At 64.1% G+C, this 19,602-nt stretch carries 19 protein-coding genes; 5 read left to right on the forward strand and 14 right to left on the reverse strand.

The window, feature by feature from the left end:
- Nucleotides 1–153: 153 nt before the first annotated feature.
- Nucleotides 154–3,585, reverse strand: coding sequence for an indolepyruvate ferredoxin oxidoreductase family protein (locus NANH_RS0116715; protein WP_027263072.1), 3,432 nt, complete (start codon nucleotides 3,583–3,585; stop codon nucleotides 154–156).
- Nucleotides 3,586–3,724: 139 nt separating this feature from the next.
- On the opposite strand from NANH_RS0116715, the gene NANH_RS0116720 reads away from it, so the two are divergent.
- On the forward strand, nucleotides 3,725–4,183 hold the full coding sequence (locus tag NANH_RS0116720; protein WP_027263073.1) for an Lrp/AsnC family transcriptional regulator: 459 nt from the start codon (nucleotides 3,725–3,727) through the stop codon (nucleotides 4,181–4,183).
- 80 nt (nucleotides 4,184–4,263) lie between these two features.
- Nucleotides 4,264–4,683, forward strand: a complete 420-nt coding sequence (locus NANH_RS0116725; RefSeq protein WP_027263074.1) for a RidA family protein — start codon at nucleotides 4,264–4,266, stop codon at nucleotides 4,681–4,683.
- 24 nt (nucleotides 4,684–4,707) lie between these two features.
- Here the strand turns inward: NANH_RS0116725 and NANH_RS0116730 are convergent, their stop codons facing one another.
- A complete protein-coding gene (locus NANH_RS0116730) occupies nucleotides 4,708–5,106 on the reverse strand; it encodes a DUF3307 domain-containing protein (RefSeq protein WP_027263075.1) in 399 nt (132 codons plus the stop codon).
- Nucleotides 5,107–5,269: 163 nt separating this feature from the next.
- Between NANH_RS0116730 and NANH_RS0116735 the strand changes: the two genes are divergently transcribed.
- Nucleotides 5,270–8,332 carry an ABC transporter transmembrane domain-containing protein gene (locus tag NANH_RS0116735; RefSeq protein WP_175543393.1) on the forward strand — a complete coding sequence of 1,021 codons (3,063 nt, stop codon included), beginning with the start codon at nucleotides 5,270–5,272 and terminating at the stop codon, nucleotides 8,330–8,332.
- A gap of 35 nt (nucleotides 8,333–8,367) precedes the next feature.
- Here the strand turns inward: NANH_RS0116735 and NANH_RS0116740 are convergent, their stop codons facing one another.
- From NANH_RS0116740 to NANH_RS0116785, 10 genes are all read right to left on the reverse strand, one after another.
- Nucleotides 8,368–8,652, reverse strand: a complete 285-nt coding sequence (locus NANH_RS0116740) for an ArsR/SmtB family transcription factor (RefSeq protein ID WP_051372642.1) — start codon at nucleotides 8,650–8,652, stop codon at nucleotides 8,368–8,370.
- Between the two features lie 109 nt (nucleotides 8,653–8,761).
- A complete protein-coding gene (locus NANH_RS0116745; RefSeq protein ID WP_027263078.1) occupies nucleotides 8,762–9,994 on the reverse strand; it encodes a mandelate racemase/muconate lactonizing enzyme family protein in 1,233 nt (410 codons plus the stop codon).
- Nucleotides 9,991–10,248 carry a hypothetical protein gene (locus NANH_RS0116750; RefSeq protein ID WP_027263079.1) on the reverse strand — a complete coding sequence of 86 codons (258 nt, stop codon included), beginning with the start codon at nucleotides 10,246–10,248 and terminating at the stop codon, nucleotides 9,991–9,993. The genes NANH_RS0116745 and NANH_RS0116750 overlap by 4 nt, the downstream gene beginning before the upstream one ends.
- 22 nt (nucleotides 10,249–10,270) lie before the next feature.
- Nucleotides 10,271–11,356, reverse strand: a complete 1,086-nt coding sequence (locus NANH_RS0116755; protein WP_027263080.1) for a Zn-dependent alcohol dehydrogenase — start codon at nucleotides 11,354–11,356, stop codon at nucleotides 10,271–10,273.
- Between the two features lie 84 nt (nucleotides 11,357–11,440).
- The gene (locus NANH_RS0116760) at nucleotides 11,441–12,514 is read right to left on the reverse strand and encodes an MFS transporter (protein ID WP_245601463.1); all 1,074 of its coding nucleotides are present in this window, start codon (nucleotides 12,512–12,514) and stop codon (nucleotides 11,441–11,443) included.
- 42 nt (nucleotides 12,515–12,556) lie between these two features.
- On the reverse strand, nucleotides 12,557–13,900 hold the full coding sequence (locus NANH_RS0116765) for a lyase family protein (RefSeq protein WP_027263082.1): 1,344 nt from the start codon (nucleotides 13,898–13,900) through the stop codon (nucleotides 12,557–12,559).
- A gap of 21 nt (nucleotides 13,901–13,921) precedes the next feature.
- Nucleotides 13,922–14,710, reverse strand: coding sequence for a 3-oxoadipate enol-lactonase (gene pcaD, locus NANH_RS0116770; RefSeq protein WP_027263083.1), 789 nt, complete (start codon nucleotides 14,708–14,710; stop codon nucleotides 13,922–13,924).
- 33 nt (nucleotides 14,711–14,743) lie between these two features.
- Entirely contained in the window at nucleotides 14,744–15,721 is a 978-nt protein-coding gene (locus NANH_RS0116775; protein WP_027263084.1) for a threonine ammonia-lyase, read from the reverse strand.
- Nucleotides 15,718–16,548 carry an alpha/beta fold hydrolase gene (locus NANH_RS0116780; protein ID WP_027263085.1) on the reverse strand — a complete coding sequence of 277 codons (831 nt, stop codon included), beginning with the start codon at nucleotides 16,546–16,548 and terminating at the stop codon, nucleotides 15,718–15,720. The genes NANH_RS0116775 and NANH_RS0116780 overlap by 4 nt, the downstream gene beginning before the upstream one ends.
- Complete coding sequence (locus NANH_RS0116785; protein ID WP_027263086.1) at nucleotides 16,548–17,234, reverse strand: haloacid dehalogenase type II; 687 nt, start codon at nucleotides 17,232–17,234, stop codon at nucleotides 16,548–16,550. Before NANH_RS0116785 ends, NANH_RS0116780 begins: the two co-directional genes overlap by 1 nt.
- 121 nt (nucleotides 17,235–17,355) lie before the next feature.
- Between NANH_RS0116785 and NANH_RS27540 the strand changes: the two genes are divergently transcribed.
- On the forward strand, nucleotides 17,356–17,700 hold the full coding sequence (locus NANH_RS27540; protein ID WP_051372495.1) for a hypothetical protein: 345 nt from the start codon (nucleotides 17,356–17,358) through the stop codon (nucleotides 17,698–17,700).
- 97 nt (nucleotides 17,701–17,797) lie between these two features.
- Entirely contained in the window at nucleotides 17,798–18,226 is a 429-nt protein-coding gene (locus NANH_RS0116795; protein WP_027263087.1) for an FKBP-type peptidyl-prolyl cis-trans isomerase, read from the forward strand.
- Nucleotides 18,227–18,245: 19 nt separating this feature from the next.
- Here NANH_RS0116795 and NANH_RS0116800 read toward each other — a convergent pair whose 3' ends face one another.
- Together NANH_RS0116800 and NANH_RS0116805 are read right to left on the reverse strand one after the other, a co-directional pair.
- On the reverse strand, nucleotides 18,246–18,686 hold the full coding sequence (locus tag NANH_RS0116800; RefSeq protein ID WP_027263088.1) for a PACE efflux transporter: 441 nt from the start codon (nucleotides 18,684–18,686) through the stop codon (nucleotides 18,246–18,248).
- Between the two features lie 116 nt (nucleotides 18,687–18,802).
- Nucleotides 18,803–19,594 carry an enoyl-ACP reductase FabI gene (locus tag NANH_RS0116805; RefSeq protein ID WP_027263089.1) on the reverse strand — a complete coding sequence of 264 codons (792 nt, stop codon included), beginning with the start codon at nucleotides 19,592–19,594 and terminating at the stop codon, nucleotides 18,803–18,805.
- Nucleotides 19,595–19,602: the final 8 nt, after the last annotated feature.

Below are 19,602 nucleotides of genomic sequence, written 5' to 3' on the forward strand. Positions count from 1 at the left end.
CAGCTCCACCCGCCGTTACCGGATCGCGGAACCGCGGCACTCCGACCCAGGCTGGGCGATTCCAAAGGGTTGCAGCGAAATGTTTCGCGCGCGAAACAATCGGTTTTCAGAATTTGTTTACCGTGGGTAAACCATTGTATTCGCGCGGTAAATTTACCGCGCGGTGAGGTTTTTCAACGCTGTGTGTACTGCGGATTTGGCCTTTGCCGCAGCTTCGGCGCGCACCGGTCCATAGCCGCGTATGCCGCGTGGGGCGTCAACGATCGCAAGACAGTCGTTGTGGCTTTTGGTGTCATAGGCGGCGGCGACGCGGGGCAGAAGATCCTGATACCACCTCAGCAGGTCGCGGTGCATCCGGGCCTCGGAATGATGCCCGAAAGGGTTGTACCAGCGCCCGCGCAGCCCCTTCATTCGTGCCAGTTGGCGCAGGAGCGGCGTCAGCCAGGGACCAAAGGCGCGTTTCTGCGGGCGCCCGCGCGCGTCTTTTCGCCGGCCTAGCAGCGGCGGGGCCAGGTGGTAGTTGACCTTGAACTCGCCTTCGAACTGGGTCTTCAGCTCCTCCGCGAACCCGGCATGGGTGTGCAGGCGGGCGACTTCGAATTCGTCCTTGTAGGCCATCAGCTTGAACAACCCGCGTGCCGCCGCCCGGCGCAGATCCTCGGGCGCATCGGCGGGCAGGGCGGCGGAAAATGCCGCCAGCGTGTCGCGATAGCGGGTGGCATAGGCGGCATCCTGATAGTCGGTCAGAAAGGCCGCACGCCGCGCGACGAGCTGATCCAGCGTTTCCGCCGCAGGCTCGTCGCGGCCCAGATGGGCGGACAGCCGGTCCGGGGCGGCGACCAGCACCCGGCCCAGGGCAAAGGCGGTGTGGTTCGTCTCGATCTGCACGCCGTTCAGCAGGATCGCCTGCTGCAACGCGGCGTCGCTGACCGGGACCAGACCTTTCTGCCAGGCCGCGCCCAGCATCATCACATTGGCATAGACCGCATCGCCCAGCAGGGTTTCTGCCGCCGCGTTGGCGTCAAAGGCCGACAGGTTGTCCGCGCCGATGGTGTGCGCGATCAGCGCCTCGCGCTCGTCCACGCGCAGGCTGGCATCGCGGTGCAACACCAGATCGCCGGTCGGCATCTCGGCGCGGTTCAGCACCATCGCCGTGCCGGGGCGGTAATGCACCGACGCCTTGGGCGCCGAGCTGACCACCACGTCACAGCCGATCACCGCATCGGCCCCGCGCGTGTCGATGCGCACCTGGTTCACCGCCTCGGGGCCGTCGGCCAGGCGGATATAGCTGAGGACGGTGCCGAACTTCTGCGCGAAGCCGGTGAAGTCCAGCACGGATGAGCCGCGCCCTTCCAGATGCGCGGCCATGGTGATCAGCGCGCCGACGGTGACCACGCCGGTGCCGCCCACCCCCGTGACCAGCAGATTGAACGGCTCCGCCAGCGATGGGATGGACACGGGGGGCAAATCGCGCGTCAGTGCGGCGATGTCGAGTTTGGCCGCCTGCGGTTTGCGCCGTTTTGCCCCCGAAACGGTGACAAAGCTGGGGCAGAATCCGTTCAGGCAGGAGAAATCCTTGTTGCAGGAGTTCAGGTTGATCTTGCGTTTGCGCCCCAACGGGGTGTCGCGCGGTTCGACCGACAGGCAGTTGCTTTCGACCGAGCAATCGCCACAGCCTTCGCAGACCAGATCGTTGATCCAGGCGAATGTCGGCGGATCCTCTAGCGCGCCGCGCTTGCGGCGGCGGCGTTTCTCGGTGGCGCAGGTCTGTTCATAGATCAGGACAGTGACGCCGGGGATGTCGCGCAATTCGCGCTGGACGGTGTCCAGTGTGCTGCGGTCGTGGAACGTGGTGTCGCGGGGAAAGTCGCCGGTGTTGAACTTGTCGATGTTGTCGCTGACCAGCGCGATGCGCTGAACGCCCTCGGCGCGGCAGGTCTGGGCAATGCCCGCGACCGAAACCGGACCATCCACCGGTTGCCCGCCGGTCATCGCCACGGCGTCGTTATACAGGATCTTGTAGGTGATGTTGGTGTTCGCCGCGACCGCCTGACGGATCGCAAGGCTGCCGGAATGATACCAGGTGCCTTCGCCCAGGTTCTGAAAGATATGCGCGCCGCCGTTGAACTTGCTGGCGGCGACCCAGGGCACGCCTTCGCCGCCCATCTGGGCATAGCCGACAGTGTTGCGGTCCATCCAGCTGGCCATGACGTGACAGCCGATGCCGCTGGCGGCCTTTGAGCCTTCGGGCACTTTGGTGCTGGTGTTGTGCGGGCAGCCCGAGCAGAAATATGGGGTGCGGCTGGCCCCGGAAACGCTTAGCGGAACAGGGGGCGTCTCGGTCAACGCCCTGGCCTTGGCGGGCAGGTTTTCGTCGGGAAAGAACCGATCCAGCCGGTTGGCGACAATGGGGGCCAGCAGCAAGGGCGACAGTTCGCCGGTCCAGGGGATCAGCGGGTTCATCTGGCTGTCGTACTTGCCCACCATGCGGTCCGGTTTGGCGCCGGGCCAGTCATAGAAATGTTCCTTGAACTGGCTTTCGATGATGCCGCGCTTTTCTTCGACCACCAGCACCTCTTGCTTGCCGGTGACAAATTTCAGCGCGTCGCGATGGGCCAGTGGCCAGACCATGCCGATCTTGTAGATGTCGATGCCCAGACGGCGGCAGGCGGGTTCGTCCAGACCCAGCAGGCGCAGCGCCTCCAGCAGGTCCAGATGCCCTTTGCCGGTGCTGACGAAGCCGAGGGTGGCGTTGTCGATGCCATAGATCGCGCGGTCGATCGGATTGGCCTCGACAAAGGCGGTGACGGCGTCCAGCTTGTGGCCAATGCGGGTTTCGATTTCGGGGCTGGGCAGATCGGCGCTGCGCACATGCAGCCCGCCCGCAGGTCCGGTAAAGTCCGGTTGTGTGAATTGGCGGGCCGGGCGCAGGTCGACCGAGCGGGCGGATTCGACGGTTTCGGACACTGCCTTGAACCCGACCCATGTGCCGGTGAACCGCGACAGGGCAATGCCGTATTCGCCGTATTCCAGATATTCCTCGACCGAGGCGGGGTTCAGCGTGGGCATGAACCAGGCCATGAAGGCGACGTCGGATTGATGCGGCATCGAGGATGAGACACAACCGTGATCGTCGCCTGCAACCACCAGCACGCCGCCTTTGGGCGCGCTGCCGTAGGCGTTGCCGTGTTTCAGCGCATCGCCCGAGCGGTCCACGCCGGGGCCTTTGCCGTACCACATGGAAAACACGCCTTCGACCTGGCACCGGGGGTCCAGACTGGCCTGTTGCGCGCCCAGAACCGCCGTGGCGCCAAGGTCTTCGTTGACGGCGGGCATAAAGGTAATCCGCGCCTCGGATAGCCGTTTGCGCGCCCGCCACAGTTCGAGATCCAGCGCCCCAAGCGGCGAGCCGCGATACCCCGAGATGAACCCGGCGGTGTTCATCCCCGCATCCCGGTCGCGGCGGGATTGGTCCAGCATGATCCGGGCCAGCGCCTGGGTTCCGGTCAGAAAGACGCGACCTTCGGTGCGGGCATAGCGATCTTCAAGTTGATAGGTGGCGAATGTCGGGTTTGGCACGGTCACGGCTGGCCTCCTGCTGGCACGGGTGGGGCAGAATAGCGCGAAACCGGCGAAAAATCCTGTCAGAATTGGTTGCGATCGGTTGAAGACATGAAATTATGTGTCACAATGGGGGTACTTATCGAAAGGATGGACCACATCGATGCAGCTGGACGATCGCGACATTCAGATCCTGACCCATCTGCAGAAAGATTGCCGCGTGTCCAATGCCGATCTGGCCCAGGCCGTGGGCATGTCGGCCTCGGCGCTGTGGCGGCGGGTGCGCGGTCTGGAAGAGGCTGGTGTGATCGAACGCTATGGCGCGGTGGTCGATCCGGCGCGGCTGGATCTGGGGTTTCATGCCATCGTGCATGTGCAACTGACGCGGCACGAACAGCACCGGTTGGACGAATTCATCCGCGCGGTGGGCCGGCGACCGGAGGTACAGGAATGTTACGCCACCACCGGGCAGAGCGATTACCACCTTCGGGTGCTGTGCCGGGATCTGGACGCCTATAATCGGTTTCTCGAAGATTTCTTGTTTCGTCTGCCGGCGGTGGACAGCGCCCAGACCAATGTCGTTCTGCGCACAATCAAGCGCAACGGGCCGGTGCGGGTGTAGTGCGGGCCTGAATTCCCGCTTCCTGCCCGCGTATACCCGGGCTGACGTGTACGATCGTATTTGCAATGAAGGGAAAGGCGATGACCTATGACCGGGAACTGATTTCAAACGGCAATCCGATGGAACGGGTGGTCGGTTTTTCGAGAGCTGTGCGCGTAGGGCCGTTCATTTCGATTGGCGGAACCGCGCCCGTGGGCCCGGATGGCAAGACAGTCGGGATCGGCGATGTTGGCGCGCAGACCCGTCAGTGTATCGAGATCATCAAGGCGGCGCTGGAACAGTCGGGGGCGGGATTGCAGGATGTGGTCCGCACGCGGGTCATTCTGACAAATATAGATGACTGGAAAGCCGCCATTGATGTGCGCAAAGAGTACTTTCGCGATATCCGCCCAGTGGACACGATCATGGCGGTGGATCGTTTCGTCAACCCTGAATGGCTGGTCGAACTGGAAGCCGATGCGATCATTACCGGTTGGAATGGGTCAACCGCAGCCGGGTAGGTGCGGTTCGGAGTCGTTTGCGCCCTAGGCGAGATGTGTGCTGAACCGGACCCAGGCCCAGACCAGGGCGATATAGGTGAACTGGTGCAGGGCCTGATCGATCCCGGCGGCGCGCCAAAACCCGGCGTCGTTCGGGCAATACCCACAGGTTTCGGAGTGGTGCGCCTTGGCCCAGTCGATGTGGAAATGAACCACCCATTCCGCGGCGCAGATTGTGAGGATGAACCCGATTGGGGCGCCAATCAGTAACAGGGCGGCGGCCGACCCGATGGCGTGAATCAGCGCATGCTGGGCGCGGCCCAGATGCCAATAGGTCGCTCGTCCCGCCAGCATGCGCGGGGTCTGAAGAAAATAATCTGCGAACATATGTTTGATCTGCAACAGGCAGAACAGGATAAAAACCGTACTTACTAACTCGGACAATTAAGCCTCCCGTCCGTACTATGACTGTCAGCTTAGGGGTTTCCCGCCAAAGCTGCAATCCTTGCGGGATCCGGTGGCCAGAGATCGCCGGGCGGAATGATGCCGGTCATTAATCGTTTGCCTGACGATAGGAACGGTTGCTAGGTTTGGACTGGATTTGGTGATGGGGGGATCGGGCCGCGTTTCGCGGCATCGGACGTGGTTTTGGAATGATCTGATAGAACGTAGCCTATTTGAGTTCATATGGAAGTATTCGAAACGCGATCAGCTGATTCTGCTGGTCGTCACCACCTTGCTGTTTCCACTGCTTTACCTGACGCTGGAACTGCCCAAGCGCATCATCAACGACGCCATTGGCGCGCAGGGCGCGACCGTGCAGGTGGTGGGCATGACCATCAGCCAGGTGAATTTCCTGTGGCTGCTCTGTGGTGCGTTTCTGGTGGCGGTTCTGGCGCATGGGCTGCTCAAGATGCGGATCAACACGATGAAGGGCGTGTTGTCCGAACGCATGCTGCGGCGGTTCCGGTATCAGTTGATCGCGCGCATCCTGCGGTTTCCGCAACCCTATTTCGAACGGGTCAGCCAGGGCGAACTGGTGTCCATGGTCACGGCGGAATCCGAACCGATGGGCGGGTTGATGGGAGATGCGATCAGCCAGCCGGTGTTGCAGGGCGGGCAGATGCTGACGATTCTGGGATTCCTGTTTCTGCAAAGCGTCTGGTTCGGGCTGGCTGCGGTGGCCCTGATTCCCTTGCAGGCCTGGCTGATCCCGCGTTTGCAGCGTCAGATCAACCTGTTGAACAAGGAGCGCATCAAAGAGGTCCGCGTGCTGGCCAGTGCCATCGGCGAAAGCGCCGCCGGGGCCGCGACCCTGCGCAGCAATGGCGGCTGGCGCTATCGGCTGGCCGTGATCACGGATCAGTTGGGCCGGTTGTTCGACATCCGGTTTCGCATCTACCAGAAGAAATTCTTCATGAAGTTTCTCAACAACTTCATTTCGCAGCTGACGCCGTTCTTTTTCTTTTCGGTGGGCGGGTATCTGGTGCTTCAGGGGGCGGTGACTTTGGGGGCGCTGGTGGCGGCGCTGGCGGCCTATAAGGATCTGTCCAGCCCGTGGAAAGAGCTGTTGGCGTATTACAATCAAACCCAGGACATGGCGCTGCGCTGGGATGTGATCAACGAGCGTTTCGCGCCGGACGGGATGGTGGACGCGGCGCTGTTTGACGATCCGCCGGCAGAGATCGTTCGGTTGCGCGGGGATATCGTGCTGGATCATGTTACCGTGCGCGATCGCGACGGCAACGCGGTACTTGAGGATCTGACCGGAACCGTGCCTGCCGGGTCGGTGGTCGGAATCGCCGCACCCGGGTCCGAGGACCGGCGTGCCATTGCCGAGCTGCTGATGCGCGAGGTCAAACCCTCGGCAGGGAAGATCACCGTGGCCGGGCATGATCTGGCGGGGTTGCACCAGTCGGTGATCGCAGCCCGCATCGGCCATGCCACGTCCCGTCCGGTGCTGTTTCAGGGCACATTCGGCGACAATGTGATGATGCCGGTCCGAACCCACCCACAGGGAGGCGATCCGCAGGACGCTGCGGTGCAAGAGGCGATCCGCGCTGGCAACAGCCCGGATTCGCTGGCGGGGGATTGGCTGCAACCGGGACTGGCGGGGCTTGAGGATGCCAAGGCCCTGCGGGCCTGGTGGCTGCAGCTGATCGAAGGCATGGGCAGCGGCACCGCCCTGTTCCGGCGCGGACTGGATCAGGTGTTCGACCCCGGCAAGCATCCCGAACTGGCCCAGAAGCTGGTTGATCTGCGTCCTCTGGTACAGCAGGCGGTGCGCGATGCCGGGTTGCGCCGCCATGTGTTCCTGTTCAAGCGCGACCTGTACAATCCGGGGTTGCCCGTGGCCGAAAACCTGTTGCATGCCACCCCGCGCAGGCCGATCACCCAGGAACTGCTGTCGCAGCAGACCGGGTTCATGGAGCAGCTCAGGGCGCTGAAACTTGATCGTGATCTGATTTCACTGAGTCGGGATGTGATCGATGTGTTGCGCCGCATCTTTGGTCTGGACGGCACGGACCATCCGCTGTTTCAACGGCTGGGGCTGGACCCGCAGGTGTTTGAAGCGGCTGTCACGCTGGTGGACCGCACCCGAAAGAGCGGGGTCGAGGGGCTGCGCGACGACGAGATCTGGATCTTGCTGCGGGTGCCGTTCCAGATCACCGCCGAACAGATCGGGCCGGCCTTTCCCGAAGAGATGAAGGCGCGGGTGGTCGAATTGCGCCGCACTCACTTGTCGGACATGCAGCGGCTGATGTCCGGGTTGTTCGCGCCGCTGGACATGGGCGCGTTTGCCCCGGGGCTGTCGGTGATCGAAAACGCGCTGTTTGGCAAGATCTCGGAATCAGCCGGGGGCAGGGCGGACGAATTGCGCAAGCTGATCGCGGACGTTCTGGTTGCAAACGATGCACAGAAACTGGTTGTGGACCTGTTCTTCGATCTGCCGATCGCCCTGAACGGGGCAAATCTGCCGAATCTGTTCGCCGAACCGCTGGCGTTCAGCCGGGCCACAATCAAGCGGCCCGATATCCTGATCCTGGAGCAGACGCTGGCCAGCTATGATCTGGACACGCAGGTGGCCGTGCACCGCAACCTGCGGGCGCTGTTGCCGGAAACCACGCTGATCTACGTGAATGACGCGTTCAAGAAAGCCGATGTCTTTGACGTGTATTTCGAGCTTCAGAGAGGTCGGATGGTCCGAGAGGACATGCAGCTGATCGGCGAGCCGGACAGCGCCGCCGGGGCCGATCTGGCCAAGAAACTGCGGGCGCTCGAGCAGACCGATCTGTTTGCCGATCTGAACCGCAAGCAGTTGCGGTTGCTGGCGTTCGGCGCTCGGTGGTTTCAGGCGTCAAAGGGCGAGGGGGTGTTTCTGCGCGGCGATGCACCGACCGATGGGGCCTATGTGCTGCTTCAGGGAGAGGCCGATCTGATTCTGTCCAGAGAGGGAGAAGAGGCCAGGGTGATTGCCACGGTCGGCCCCGGCGCGCTGGTTGGCGAATTGGGGCTGATCCGCAATGAGCCCAGGGCGCTGAGCATGTTCGCGGCCAGCGATCTGACCTGTCTGCGGGTCGGTGCCGAGGAATTCCTGTCGGTGGTCGAGAATGACGCGGCTACCGCCTTCAAGCTGTTGCAGGTGGTGGCAGGGTACGTACGCAACTGATCCTGCCGGTCGGTGCGCCAGGCTGGCCCGCCGTGTCAGGTGTCGCGGCAGAAAAGTGTGTGCAGCAGCCCGATCATCTGTTCGGTGTTGCTGTCGGCCAGCGAATAGAAAATCGTCTTGCCATCGCGCCGGGTTTGCACCAGCCCCTCGTCGCGCAGACGGGCGAGCATCTGGCTGACCGCCGCCTGCCGGATATTGAGCAGGTTTTCCAATTCGCCGACCGACTTTTCCCCTGCGCCCAGGTGGCACAGGATCATCAGCCGGCCTTCGTGGGCGAGCGTCTTGAGAAAGGCCGCCGCGTCACAGGCCCGTTCCGCCATGTCCTTTGGCGCCTCGGCCGAGATTTTCTGCGCTGTTTGGATTGTCACGTCGCTGATACCCCGAAAAAATATATCCGGAATATATCATGCCCTATCCTTTGCCCACCTGTCACCCCTCTGTTGCGGGGGCACCACCCTGAAAAGCGTTGCCTTTGGCGTAATCGCAGGGTGTTTCCTGCATTTCCAGGTGCAGACCGGTGCCGGTCCAGGGGTGGGCGCGGGCCAGATCCTCGTCCACCTCGATGCCCAGACCCGGGGCAAGGGGCGGAATGACAAAGCCGTTTTCGACCCGGATCGACGATTTGATCAGGGCCGAATGGAACGGGGTTTCGATGGTTTCGGCCATCAGGATGTTGGGGATGCTGGCCGCCAACTGGATGTTGGCGGCCCATTCGACGGGACCGGCATAGAGATGCGGTGCCATCTGGGCATTATGCGCCTCGGCGATGGCCGCGACCTTCTTCATCTCCCAGATGCCGCCTGCGCGTCCCAGCGCCGGTTGCAGGATGCTGGCGGCACCCGCGTCGAGCACGGCGGCGAATTCGGCCTTGGTGGTCAGCCGCTCGCCGGTGGCGACGGGGATGCGGACGGCCTGCGCAACGCGGGCCATCTCGGCCACATTGTCGGGTGGGATCGGTTCTTCAAACCACAGCGGCGCATAGGGTTCCAGCGCCTGACCCAGCCGGATCGCCCCGGCAGTGCTGAATTGTCCGTGGGTGCCAAACAGCAGGTCCGCCTTGTCGCCCACCGCCGCGCGGATGGCACGGCAAAAGGCAACCGATCGGCTGATGTCGCTCATCGCGGGCATATGGCCGCCGCGCAATGTATAGGGGCCGGCGGGATCGAACTTGATCGCGGTATAGCCCCGGGCCACCATTTCGGCAGCAGTTTCGGCGGCCATATCGGGGCTGTTCCAGAATGCTGCGATGTCGTGATGGGGCAGGGGATAGAGATAGGTATAGGCGCGGATGCGGTCATTCATCCGCCCACCGATCAGCGCATGTACCGGCCGGTCACGGTGTTTGCCCAGTATATCCCAGCAGGCGATTTCCAGCCCTGAAAACGCGCCCATAACGGTCAGGTCCGGGCGCTGGGTGAACCCCGACGAATAGGCGCGGCGGAACATCAGTTCGATGTTTTCCGGGTTTTCCCCGGCCATGTGGCGCTCAAACACATCGGAAATGACCGCCCGCATCGCTTCGGGGCCGACAGAGGCGGCATAACACTCGCCCCAGCCGGTAAGACCGGTGTCGGTTGTCAGTTTCACCAGGATCCAATAGCGCCCGCCCCAACCCGGAGCCGGTGGCGCGGTGACGATGATGTCGAGGTCCTGCAGCTTCATGCCGTGTGCCCTTTGTGGGAAACCACGCCCCGCCGCAACAGGGGGGCGTCATGTTCAAACGGCGGGGGTGTCGGCCCGGAGATTTTGTCCTGACCGTCCCGGATCTGCGCATCCTGGGGCAGGTCGCCGCTGTGTTCACGGTCCAATGCGTTGTCGCGCAGCCGGATGGCATGGACCCGCAGATCGGGCATGCCGGGCCAGCACAGGCGCAGCACGTCGCCGTCCTGTTCCAGTGTCGCTGTCGGGGTCGTCATGCCGGCACTCCTCGGGTTTGGATCAGAACACGATCACATTGCGTTTGGCGCTGCCGGTCTTGGTATCGGCAATCGCCTCGTTGATCTGGTCGAACCGCCAGCGTCCCGAGATCAGTTCGTCCAGTTTGAGACGACCCTGTTCATACAGATCCACCATCCAGGGAATGTCGCGCTGAATCACAGTGTCGCCCATTTTCGATCCGATCAGCCCCTGGCCCTGATAGGACATGCCCATCGGATTGTAGGTCGCCATGCCCTCGGCATGGGGCATGCCGATCATCACCACCTTGCCGCCCCAGCCCAGATATTTTGGCGCGTCGTCATAGGCCGGTATCGCCCCGACGGTGACCAGAACCGCATCCGCGCCCCGGCCGCCAAGCGCCTTTTGCGCCGCCCGCCAGGGTTTTGGGGCGCTCGCCAGAACGCCGTGGGTGGCGCCAAAGCTTTTGGCGATGTCGAGTTTCTCCTGGGTCATGTCCACGGCCACGATGCGCCGGGCCCCGGCGATGCGAGCACCCTGGATGGCATTCAGCCCGACGCCCCCAGCGCCGATGACAACGGCATCCTGTCCCGGACGGAGCCCTGCGGCATTGATGGCCGCGCCGACCCCGGTAATGACGCCGCAGGACAGCAGACAGGCGACCTCGCGCGACAGAGTGTCGGGGATACGCACGATCTGGCTGTGATGGACCACGACTTTTTCGGCAAAGGCTCCACAGGCCATCGCCTGCATCAGAGGGGTGCCGTCCTTGGTTCGGATCGGCCCCTGAACGTTGTCGGCCGGGGATTCGCAGATCGTCGGCTTGCCACCCGCGCAGTTGGGGCAGGATCCACAGGCCCGGATCAGGGTGACAACGACGGTATCGCCAATCTGAAAACCGCCGGCGGCGGTACCGGTCGCGGTGATGACGCCGGCGGCCTCGTGGCCATAGACCGCGGGCAGGTGCCCGCCCCACGCGCCTTCGGCAAAGGAGATGTCGGAATGGCAGATCGCCACCGCATCCAAGGTCACTTCAACCTGACCGATGCCAGGTGCGTCCAGCTGGATCTCTTCGATCGTCAGTGGCGCGCCGAATTCACGGCATACGGCGGCTTTGACGGTTTGCATGGCATTCTCTCCCCTGAGTGTTGTCGGCAGGGTGGACCGGGTTGGAACGCGCTGCAAGACCGAAACCGGCGCAGGCCCGTCGCCTCAGGCTGCGGGGGGTCGGCTGCGCAAAAAGAGCGCCAGGCTGAGCAACATCAGCAGCAGCGATACGATAAAGGGTGCGCCGGGGAAATAAACCGCTGCGCCGGGCCGGGTGAATGCAGCAAAGACCGAGGTCATCATCAGCGGCGAAACGATCATCGCCAGGGCCAGGGTGCTGCTGGTGACAATGGCGATCAGGCCAAAGGCAACGGTGTCAAAGAGATGGCCATAGACCACGGTGCGCCATTCACCCAGCCAGCGCAGCACCAGCCGGATCAGCCCACCCTGAACCAGCGCCATCATGATGCCGAACAGGGCCAGCGACAGGCCGACGGTCTGCGGGCTCCAGCCGAACCGCTCCATTGTGAAAAAGGACCAGACGGCGGGATAGACGTGAAACGCCACCGAATAGATGAAATAGACCCAGAGCAGATTGCCGATGGCGGGCAGGCGGGCGACGCTGCGAAAGGCTCCCAGCGGGTTGGCGCGGGACCACAGGAACGGGCGGCGGATCTGGTCGGTGACGGTTTCGCGCAGGATGAAATACCCAAAGGCGGTGTTCAGCGCCGCCAGGGCGGCGGCGGCATAAAACGGGGCACGGGTGCCGAATTCGCCCAATGTGCCACCGATAAGCGGCCCAAGAACGAATCCGATGCCGAATCCCGCGCCGATCAGACCGAAATTCGCGGCCTTGTCCCTGGCGGCGGAAATGTCGGCCATATAGGCGCTGGCAGTGCCATGGGTCGCCGCCGTAATGCCGCCGACAAGCCGTCCGGCCAGCAACAACCAGATCGAGCCGGCAACCGCCATCACCAGATAGTCCAGGGTCATCACCGCCAGAGAGATCAACAGGACCGGGCGGCGTCCGAAGCGGTCTGACAGATTGCCCAGAAGCGGGCTGAACAGGAACTGCATGACGGCAAAGACGGTGGACAGCACTCCGCCCCACAGGGCGGCGCCGGCCAATGTTCCGCCCTGAATCTCGCGGATCAGATCCGGCATCACCGGCACGATCAGCCCGATGCCCATGGCGTCCAGCATCACGGTGATCAGGATGAACAGGACAGGCAGGCGCACAGCGGGTCCCATCGGGTCAGGTGCGCAGGGGCGCGGCAAAGCTCACGCAGTGTCTGCCAAGGCTGCGGCCACATCGGCGGCAAAGCGGCGCGCATCGGCCGGAGCCTGCCCCATCTGCCGCACCGGGTCGAACAGCGCCGCCGTGTCCAGATCTGGATGGGCGCGTGCGGCGAGTACAGACAGGGGCGTTTGGCTGTTCTGAGCCTCGCGGCACAGGGCCTTGACCGCGGCCTGCGCCTGCGGGCGGGGCATCGCTGCGGCCAGCGCAAAGCCGAGCGTCTCGGCATGGATCAGCCCCAGCCCCTGCGACAGCCCGTCTGCCATTCGATCGCCATTGGGGGTTATCGCGGTACAGAGTGGCGCGGCGGTTTGCGCGGCGGCGGCGGCCCCCAGCACGATCTGCGGCAAACACAGCCATTCGGTGAACCACGCGGCGCCGTCGCGTTGGTTGCGCGGCATCGCCGCCCCCTGCAGAACGGCCAGCTGACCGGAAGTGTGACGCGCCAGCGCCACCATCACCGACGGGGCGACCGGGTTCTGTTTCTGCGGCATGGTCGACGAGGCTCCGCCGCCGCCGAGGTCGATTTCACCGATGCCCGATTGCACCATCTGGATGGTATCCTCGCCCAGCTTTCCCAGCGCCAGCGCGACGCGCGTCAGCCAGTCGGCGAGGCGCAGCACCGGCGTGCGGTCGCTGTGCCAGCTGCGTCCCGGATCCTTCAGGTTCAGCGCCAGCGCCAGTTCGCTGCGCAGTTGGGCCGGATCGGGGCCCAGTTGCGATGCGGAGCCCGCAGCGCCGGACAGCGACACCAGCAGACAGGTATCGCGCAGGGCGGGTAATTCGCCCAACAGGTTCAGCAGAGGGCTGCCCCAACCGGCGGCAACCGCGCCAAAACTGGTGGGGGTGGCATGCTGGCCATAGGTGCGTGCGGCCATCGGCAGATCGGCCCAGGTTTCGGCCAGCGTGGCGAGGGCGCGCAGAGCCGTGCGCATGTCGGCTTCGATCAGCGCCAGGGCCTGACGCAACCGCAAGATCAGCGCGGTGTCGACGATGTCCTGTGACGTAGGCCCCCAATGGACGTATTGGGCGTGCTCGGGGGCCTGCATCTCGTCACGCAGGGTTGCGATCAGCGCCGGGACGCTGACCCCGTTGCCGCCGGTGGCCTTGGCGAGGGTCGCGGCGTCGATATGCACCTCAAGCGTCGCGCGGGCAATCGCGGCGGCGCTGTCGGCGGGAATATGGCCTGCCGCACCCTGAACGCGGGCCAGTGCGCCTTCGACCAGCAGCATGGCGCGGATCTCGGCGCTGTCGGTGAACAGCCGGCCCACCTCGCCGGTGGGAAAAAGATGTGCGTAAAGTGCGCTGTCAAAGACCGAAGCGGCCATCAGAAATACCCCGCCAGGTGGTCAGACATGGCCGGTACTGGCCAGAAAATCGCCGAGAACCCGCGCGTATTCAATCGGGTTCTCGACGCAGGGCAGATGCCCGGCCCCGCGCATCAGGTGGAACTGTGCACCGGGAATCAGGTTGACGGTTTCGCGCACCAGATCGGGCGGCGTTGCGCCGTCCTGATCGCCGGCAATGCCCAGCGTCGGCAGCCGCAACCCACTGGTCGGGGTAAAGAAATCGGTGCCGGCAATGGCAGCGCAGCAGCCCGCGTAGCCCTGGACCGGCTGGCGCACCAGCATGTTGCGCCACAGGGCCAGTTCGGGCGTGGCGCGGAACGCCTTGCTGAACCAGCGTTCCATCACCGCGTCGGCCAGGCTCTCGATGCCGCCTGCGTTCACGGCGTCGATCCGGTCTTGCCACATCGGGGCGGTGCCGATCTTGGCGGCGGTGTTGGACAGCACCATGGCGCGCACCAGATCCAGCCGTTTCACCGCCAGCCCCTGGGCGATCATGCCGCCGATCGACAGGCCGACAAAGACACAGTTGCGCACTTGCAGGCGATCCAGCAGCCGTTCCGCATCGCGCACCAGCGCACCCATGCCGTAGGGGGCGGGCGGGGCTGACGACAGTCCATGGCCGCGTTTATCGTAGCGGATGATCTTGAGCCCCTTGGGTAACAGCGGCAGCACCGGATCCCACAGGCGCAGGTCGGTGCCCAGCGAGTTGGCAAACACAAGCGGCGCGCCGTCCGGGTCGCCATCGACACGGTAATGCAGCTGGACATCGCCCAGATCGGCTATGTGCATGGGGGCTCCTTTCCGGTTTTGCGCGACCCTAAACTAGGCGGGGAACCTTGCCAACGCGTCGCGGAACACCTCGGCATCGATATTGCCGCCGCTGGCCACGGCGATCACGGCGTCGCCCTCAATCTGCTCCGGGTGAAACAGGGCTGCGGCCAGCGCCACGGCGCCGCCCGGTTCCACCACGATCTTGAGCCGTGCAAAGGCCAGCGCCACGGCGTGCATGGCCTGATCTTCGGTGACCACCAGACCGGGGCCGCAGAGGCGGGCCATGATCGGAAAGGTGATCCGACCGGGTTCCGGCGTGATGATGGCATCGCAGAGCGACCCCGAGGTGCGGGTGTTGCGCTCGATCCTTCCCGAGCGCAGCGAACGGGCGACATCGTCAAAGTTCTCCGGTTCGACCGGGCGGGCGCGCAAACCGGGTGCGTGGCCTTCGAGCGCCAGTGCAATGCCCGAGGTCAACCCGCCGCCGCCGCAGCAGATCAGCACGTCAGCCGTATCGATGCCCGCCTTGGTCGCCTGTTGCGCGATTTCCAGACCGGCGGTGCCCTGACCGGCGATGACCTGCGGTTCGTCAAACGGTTTGATCAGGGTCAGTCCGCGTTCTGCGGCCAACCGGTCGCCAATGGCGTCGCGATCTTCGCTGCCGCGGTCATACAGCACCACCTCGGCCCCCAGCGCGCGGGTGTTGTCGATTTTCACCCGGGGCGCGTCAGAGGGCATGACGATCACCGCCGGAGCGCCGTGGCGCCGTGCCGCCAGCGCCACGCCCTGCGCGTGGTTGCCGCTGGAAAAGGCGATCACACCGCGCTTGCGTGTCGCTTCGTCTAGCGCCGAGACGGCCGACCAGCCGCCGCGGAACTTGAAGCTGCCGGTATGTTGCAGGCATTCCGGTTTGACCAGAACCCGCCGCCCGGCGATCTCGTCCAGAAACGGCGACGACAACAGCGGTGTGCGCCGCGCATGCCCGTCCAGCCGCGCGGCGGCGGCTTGGATCATCTGCAAATTACTCATGCGGTGTCCTTTAGAATGCGATGAATAAGGTCGAGGCTGGCCGGTTCGTCCAGCAACGGAACGTGACCGCGATCCGGGACCGTGGTGGCGATCAGGCCGGGGTGGCGGGCCTGCATCCGGGCCAGGGTTTCGGATGACAGGATGTCGGAATTCGCGCCGCGCAGCACGCCGACACGCAGTGGGCGCAGCGCGTCAAACAGTGGCCAAAGATCGGCTGTGGGTCCGGCTTGTATCTGTGCCAGCAAGGCGTCGCGCAGATGCGGATCGTAGCGCAGGGTCAGCCCGGTGTCGGACTGTTCATACTGCGCCGCCGCCATCTGGGTCCAGACCGCGTCCGCGACACCGGGGAACTGTGGCCCCAGGGCGGCGGCCAGGGTTTTTGAGGCTTCGTCCAGCGTGCGCGCCGCCGGTTCGCGACCGACGTGTTCCATGATGCGTGCAATGCCGCCCGGTGCGATTTCGGGGCCCACATCGTTCAGGATTACCCCCGCCAGGCGGTCCGCGTGCCCCGCCGCCAACGCCATGGCGATCAGCCCGCCGCGCGATGTCCCCAGGACGGTGACCTTGTCCAGCCCGAGATGATCGAGCAGGGCAATCGCATCCTGGGCCTCTTGCGGCACGTTGTAGGTGCTGAAATCCGGCGCATGATCGGACTGGCCGCGCCCGCGGTAATCCATCGCGATCATGCGGTATTGCGTCATGTGCGGTGCGACAAAGTCAAAGTCGCGGGTGTTGCGGGTCAGTCCCGGCAGGCACAGCAGCGGCTGGCCGCTGCCGGTGTCCTCAAAATGCAGGCTCAGCCCGTCCTGTGCGATGAACCGCGCCATCAGCTGCGCACCAGGTCGGGGATTGTGGTGAGATCGGTCAGGATTTTCCCCGGCGTCCAGGGCAGCCGGTCGACAGGATCGCCGGTTCGGTTGACCCAGACGGTCTGAAACCCATAGCCGGCGGCACATCCTGCGTCCCAGCCGTTGGACGAGACGAACAGGACCGCGTCGCGGTTGCAGTTGAAACGCTGCCCGACGAGGTCATAGACCGCCGCCGCCGGTTTGAAGATGCCGACGCTTTCCACCGAAAGCACATCGTCCAGCGACGCGCCGATCCGGGCCGATTGCACTGCTGCGTCCAGCATCGCAGGCGAGCCGTTGGACAGGATCGCGGTCTGCAACCCGGCGTCTTTCAGCGCGGCCAGCATGGCGGGCACTTCGGGATAGGCCGAAAGTTCCCAATACAGATCCAGCAGCCGCTGGCGCAGGGCCGCATCGCCGTCCAGCCCGGTGGCTTCGAGCGCCCAGTCCAGCCCGTTTTGCGTCACCTCCCAGAAATCGGTATGGGCACCGGCCACGGCCCGCAGCCAGGTGTATTGCAGCTGTTTCAGACGCCAGTGGTCGGCGACCTGCCGCCAGCGATCCGCCAGTACGGGATGCTGAGCTTCGGTGGCGGCCTGCCGCGCGGCGGCGGAGACGTCGAACAGGGTGCCATAGGCGTCAAAGACACAGGTCGTAACAGGCATCGGGGACTCCGGTTTTGGCGCAGACTGGCACAGGCGCGCGGCTGTTGAAAGCACCCGAGACGTGTTAGCGTCGGAACCGGTCGCAGTTTGCCTGCACGCAAAGCCACGAGAGAGGCCGGGAATGACAGAAATGCAAAGCTCGGCCTGGCAAACGGCCAAGATATGGGTGCAAAGCCATGTGGGCCTGGAGCGCGATACCTTTCATGTTCTGATCGGGCTGGTGTTGCTGGGGATGGCGCTGGTGGCCAGCCATGGGCGGCTGCGGCTGGCCCCGTTTGTCTGGGCGCTGGGTGTTGCGGCGATGCTGGGGTGCGGGATGGAGGTGCTTGATCTGCGCGACGATCTGGCCACGCTCGGTGCGCCGCGATGGCGGGTCAGCGCGCTGGATCTGGCCCGAACCGTGCTGTTTCCGGCGTTGGGTGCGATCGTGGTGGCGGTGCTTCTGCGCCGACGCGGCGCTGAATAGGGTGGCGGGTTTACATCGAGGTCTTATCGTCTAGGGTGCGCGCCGACGATTCCCTTTGACGACAACGCGGGCCAAGAGACCCGCAGATTGGATATACATGACCCAGGTCAAGACCGGCGACACCGTGAGCATCCACTATACCGGTACCCTGCTGGACGGAAGCACCTTTGACAGTTCGGAAGGACGTGAGCCGCTGGAGTTCGAGGTCGGCTCGGGCCAGATTATCGCGGGTCTGGACGAGGCGCTGCCGGGCATGGCGGTGGGCGACAAGAAAACCGTGAACGTGCCCTGCGATCAGGCCTATGGTGCAATTCAGCCTCAGATGCGCCAGTCGGTGCCGCGCAGCAACATCCCCGACGAGATCCCGCTGGAAGTCGGTCTGCAACTGCAGGCCCAGGCCGCCGACGGGCAGGCGGTGCCGGTCACCGTGGTCGAAATTGCCGAAGACGAGGTGACGCTGGACGGCAATCACCCGCTGGCCGGTCAGGATCTGGTGTTCGCCATCGAACTGGTGTCGATTACCTGACGGTGCGTGCGGCGGGGGGCTATCCCTCCGTTGCCGACACCCGCCTGACGCCCGGATCGGGAAAAATCAGGTCGTAGGCCCAGTTAAACGCAAAAGCGTAGACCAGATAGAAGACCGCAAACGACAGATCCATTACAAAGGCCTGCGCCAGCGTGACGCCCAGATTCCAGGCGATGAACGGAATCAATACCAGCAACAATCCGGTTTCAAAAAGGACTGCGTGCAGCACGCGCAGCCGCAGCGATTTGCGGGTGCTGCCGGTCAGGTGCATCAGGCTGCGGTCAAACAGCAGGTTGTAGGCATAGTTCCAGCCGGTTGCGAGTGTGGCGCTGACCACGGCAACGACGCCGATGTCGTAAACCGCCATACCAAAGGCCCAGGCCCCCAGCGGTGTGATCAGGGCCAGCCCGATGAGTTCAAAACTGATGGCGTGTCGGATGCGGTCTGCGGTGGTGCGCATGAGGCCCCCTGTCAGTTCTTCGGGTCGTCCCGAATGAAATGTCCCAATGCGGGGGAGGTCGTCCTCGCTTGGAGCCCCGATATGGGCCGCGCCTGACGAACGCAGGCGCGCCGGGGTTACAGGTGGTCCGGCTGGGGCATGCCCAGAACGTGATAGCCGCCGTCGACCCGGATGATTTCACCCGTGGTACAGGCCCCCGCATCCGAGGCCAGATAGACGGCGGTGCCGCCCACGGCCGCCAGCGTGGCGTTGCTGCGCAGGGGCGCATTCAGATCGGTGTGCTTGTAAGTCTTTCGCGCCCCGCCGATGGCCGCCCCGGCTAGGGTTTTCATCGGGCCGGGCGAAATCGCGTTGACCCGGATGCCTTCGGGGCCAAGATCGTTGGCCAGATAGCGGGTGGCGGATTCCAGTGCCGCCTTGGCCACGCCCATGATGTTATAGTTGGGCACCACGCGATTGCTGCCCTGATAGGTCAGGGTCAACAGGGTGCCGCCGTTGTCGACCATCATCGGATGCGCCCGGCGGGCGATCTCGATAAAGGAATAGGCGCTGATATCCAGTGAATTCTTGAAATTGGCGCGACTGGTGTTCAGGAACCGCCCGGTCAGTTCGGATTTATCCGAAAAGGCAATGGCATGCACCACGAAGTCGATGGTCGCCCAGCGGTCTGCCAGTCGGGCAAAGGCCGTGTCCAGCGAGGCGTCGTCGGTTACGTCCGCATCGACCATGAAATCCGAGTCGACCGAGGCTGCCAACGGTTCCAGGCGTTTGCCAAAGGCGTCGCCCTGATAGGTAAAGGCCAGCTCGGCACCGGCTTCGTGCATGGCCTTGGCGATCCCCCATGCAATCGAGCGATCATTGGCGACGCCCATGATCAGACCGCGCTTTCCTGCAAGTGCTTGCGTCATGTCCGGAT

Source organism: Sedimentitalea nanhaiensis DSM 24252, from assembly GCF_000473225.1.
GTDB lineage: Bacteria > Pseudomonadota > Alphaproteobacteria > Rhodobacterales > Rhodobacteraceae > Sedimentitalea > Sedimentitalea nanhaiensis.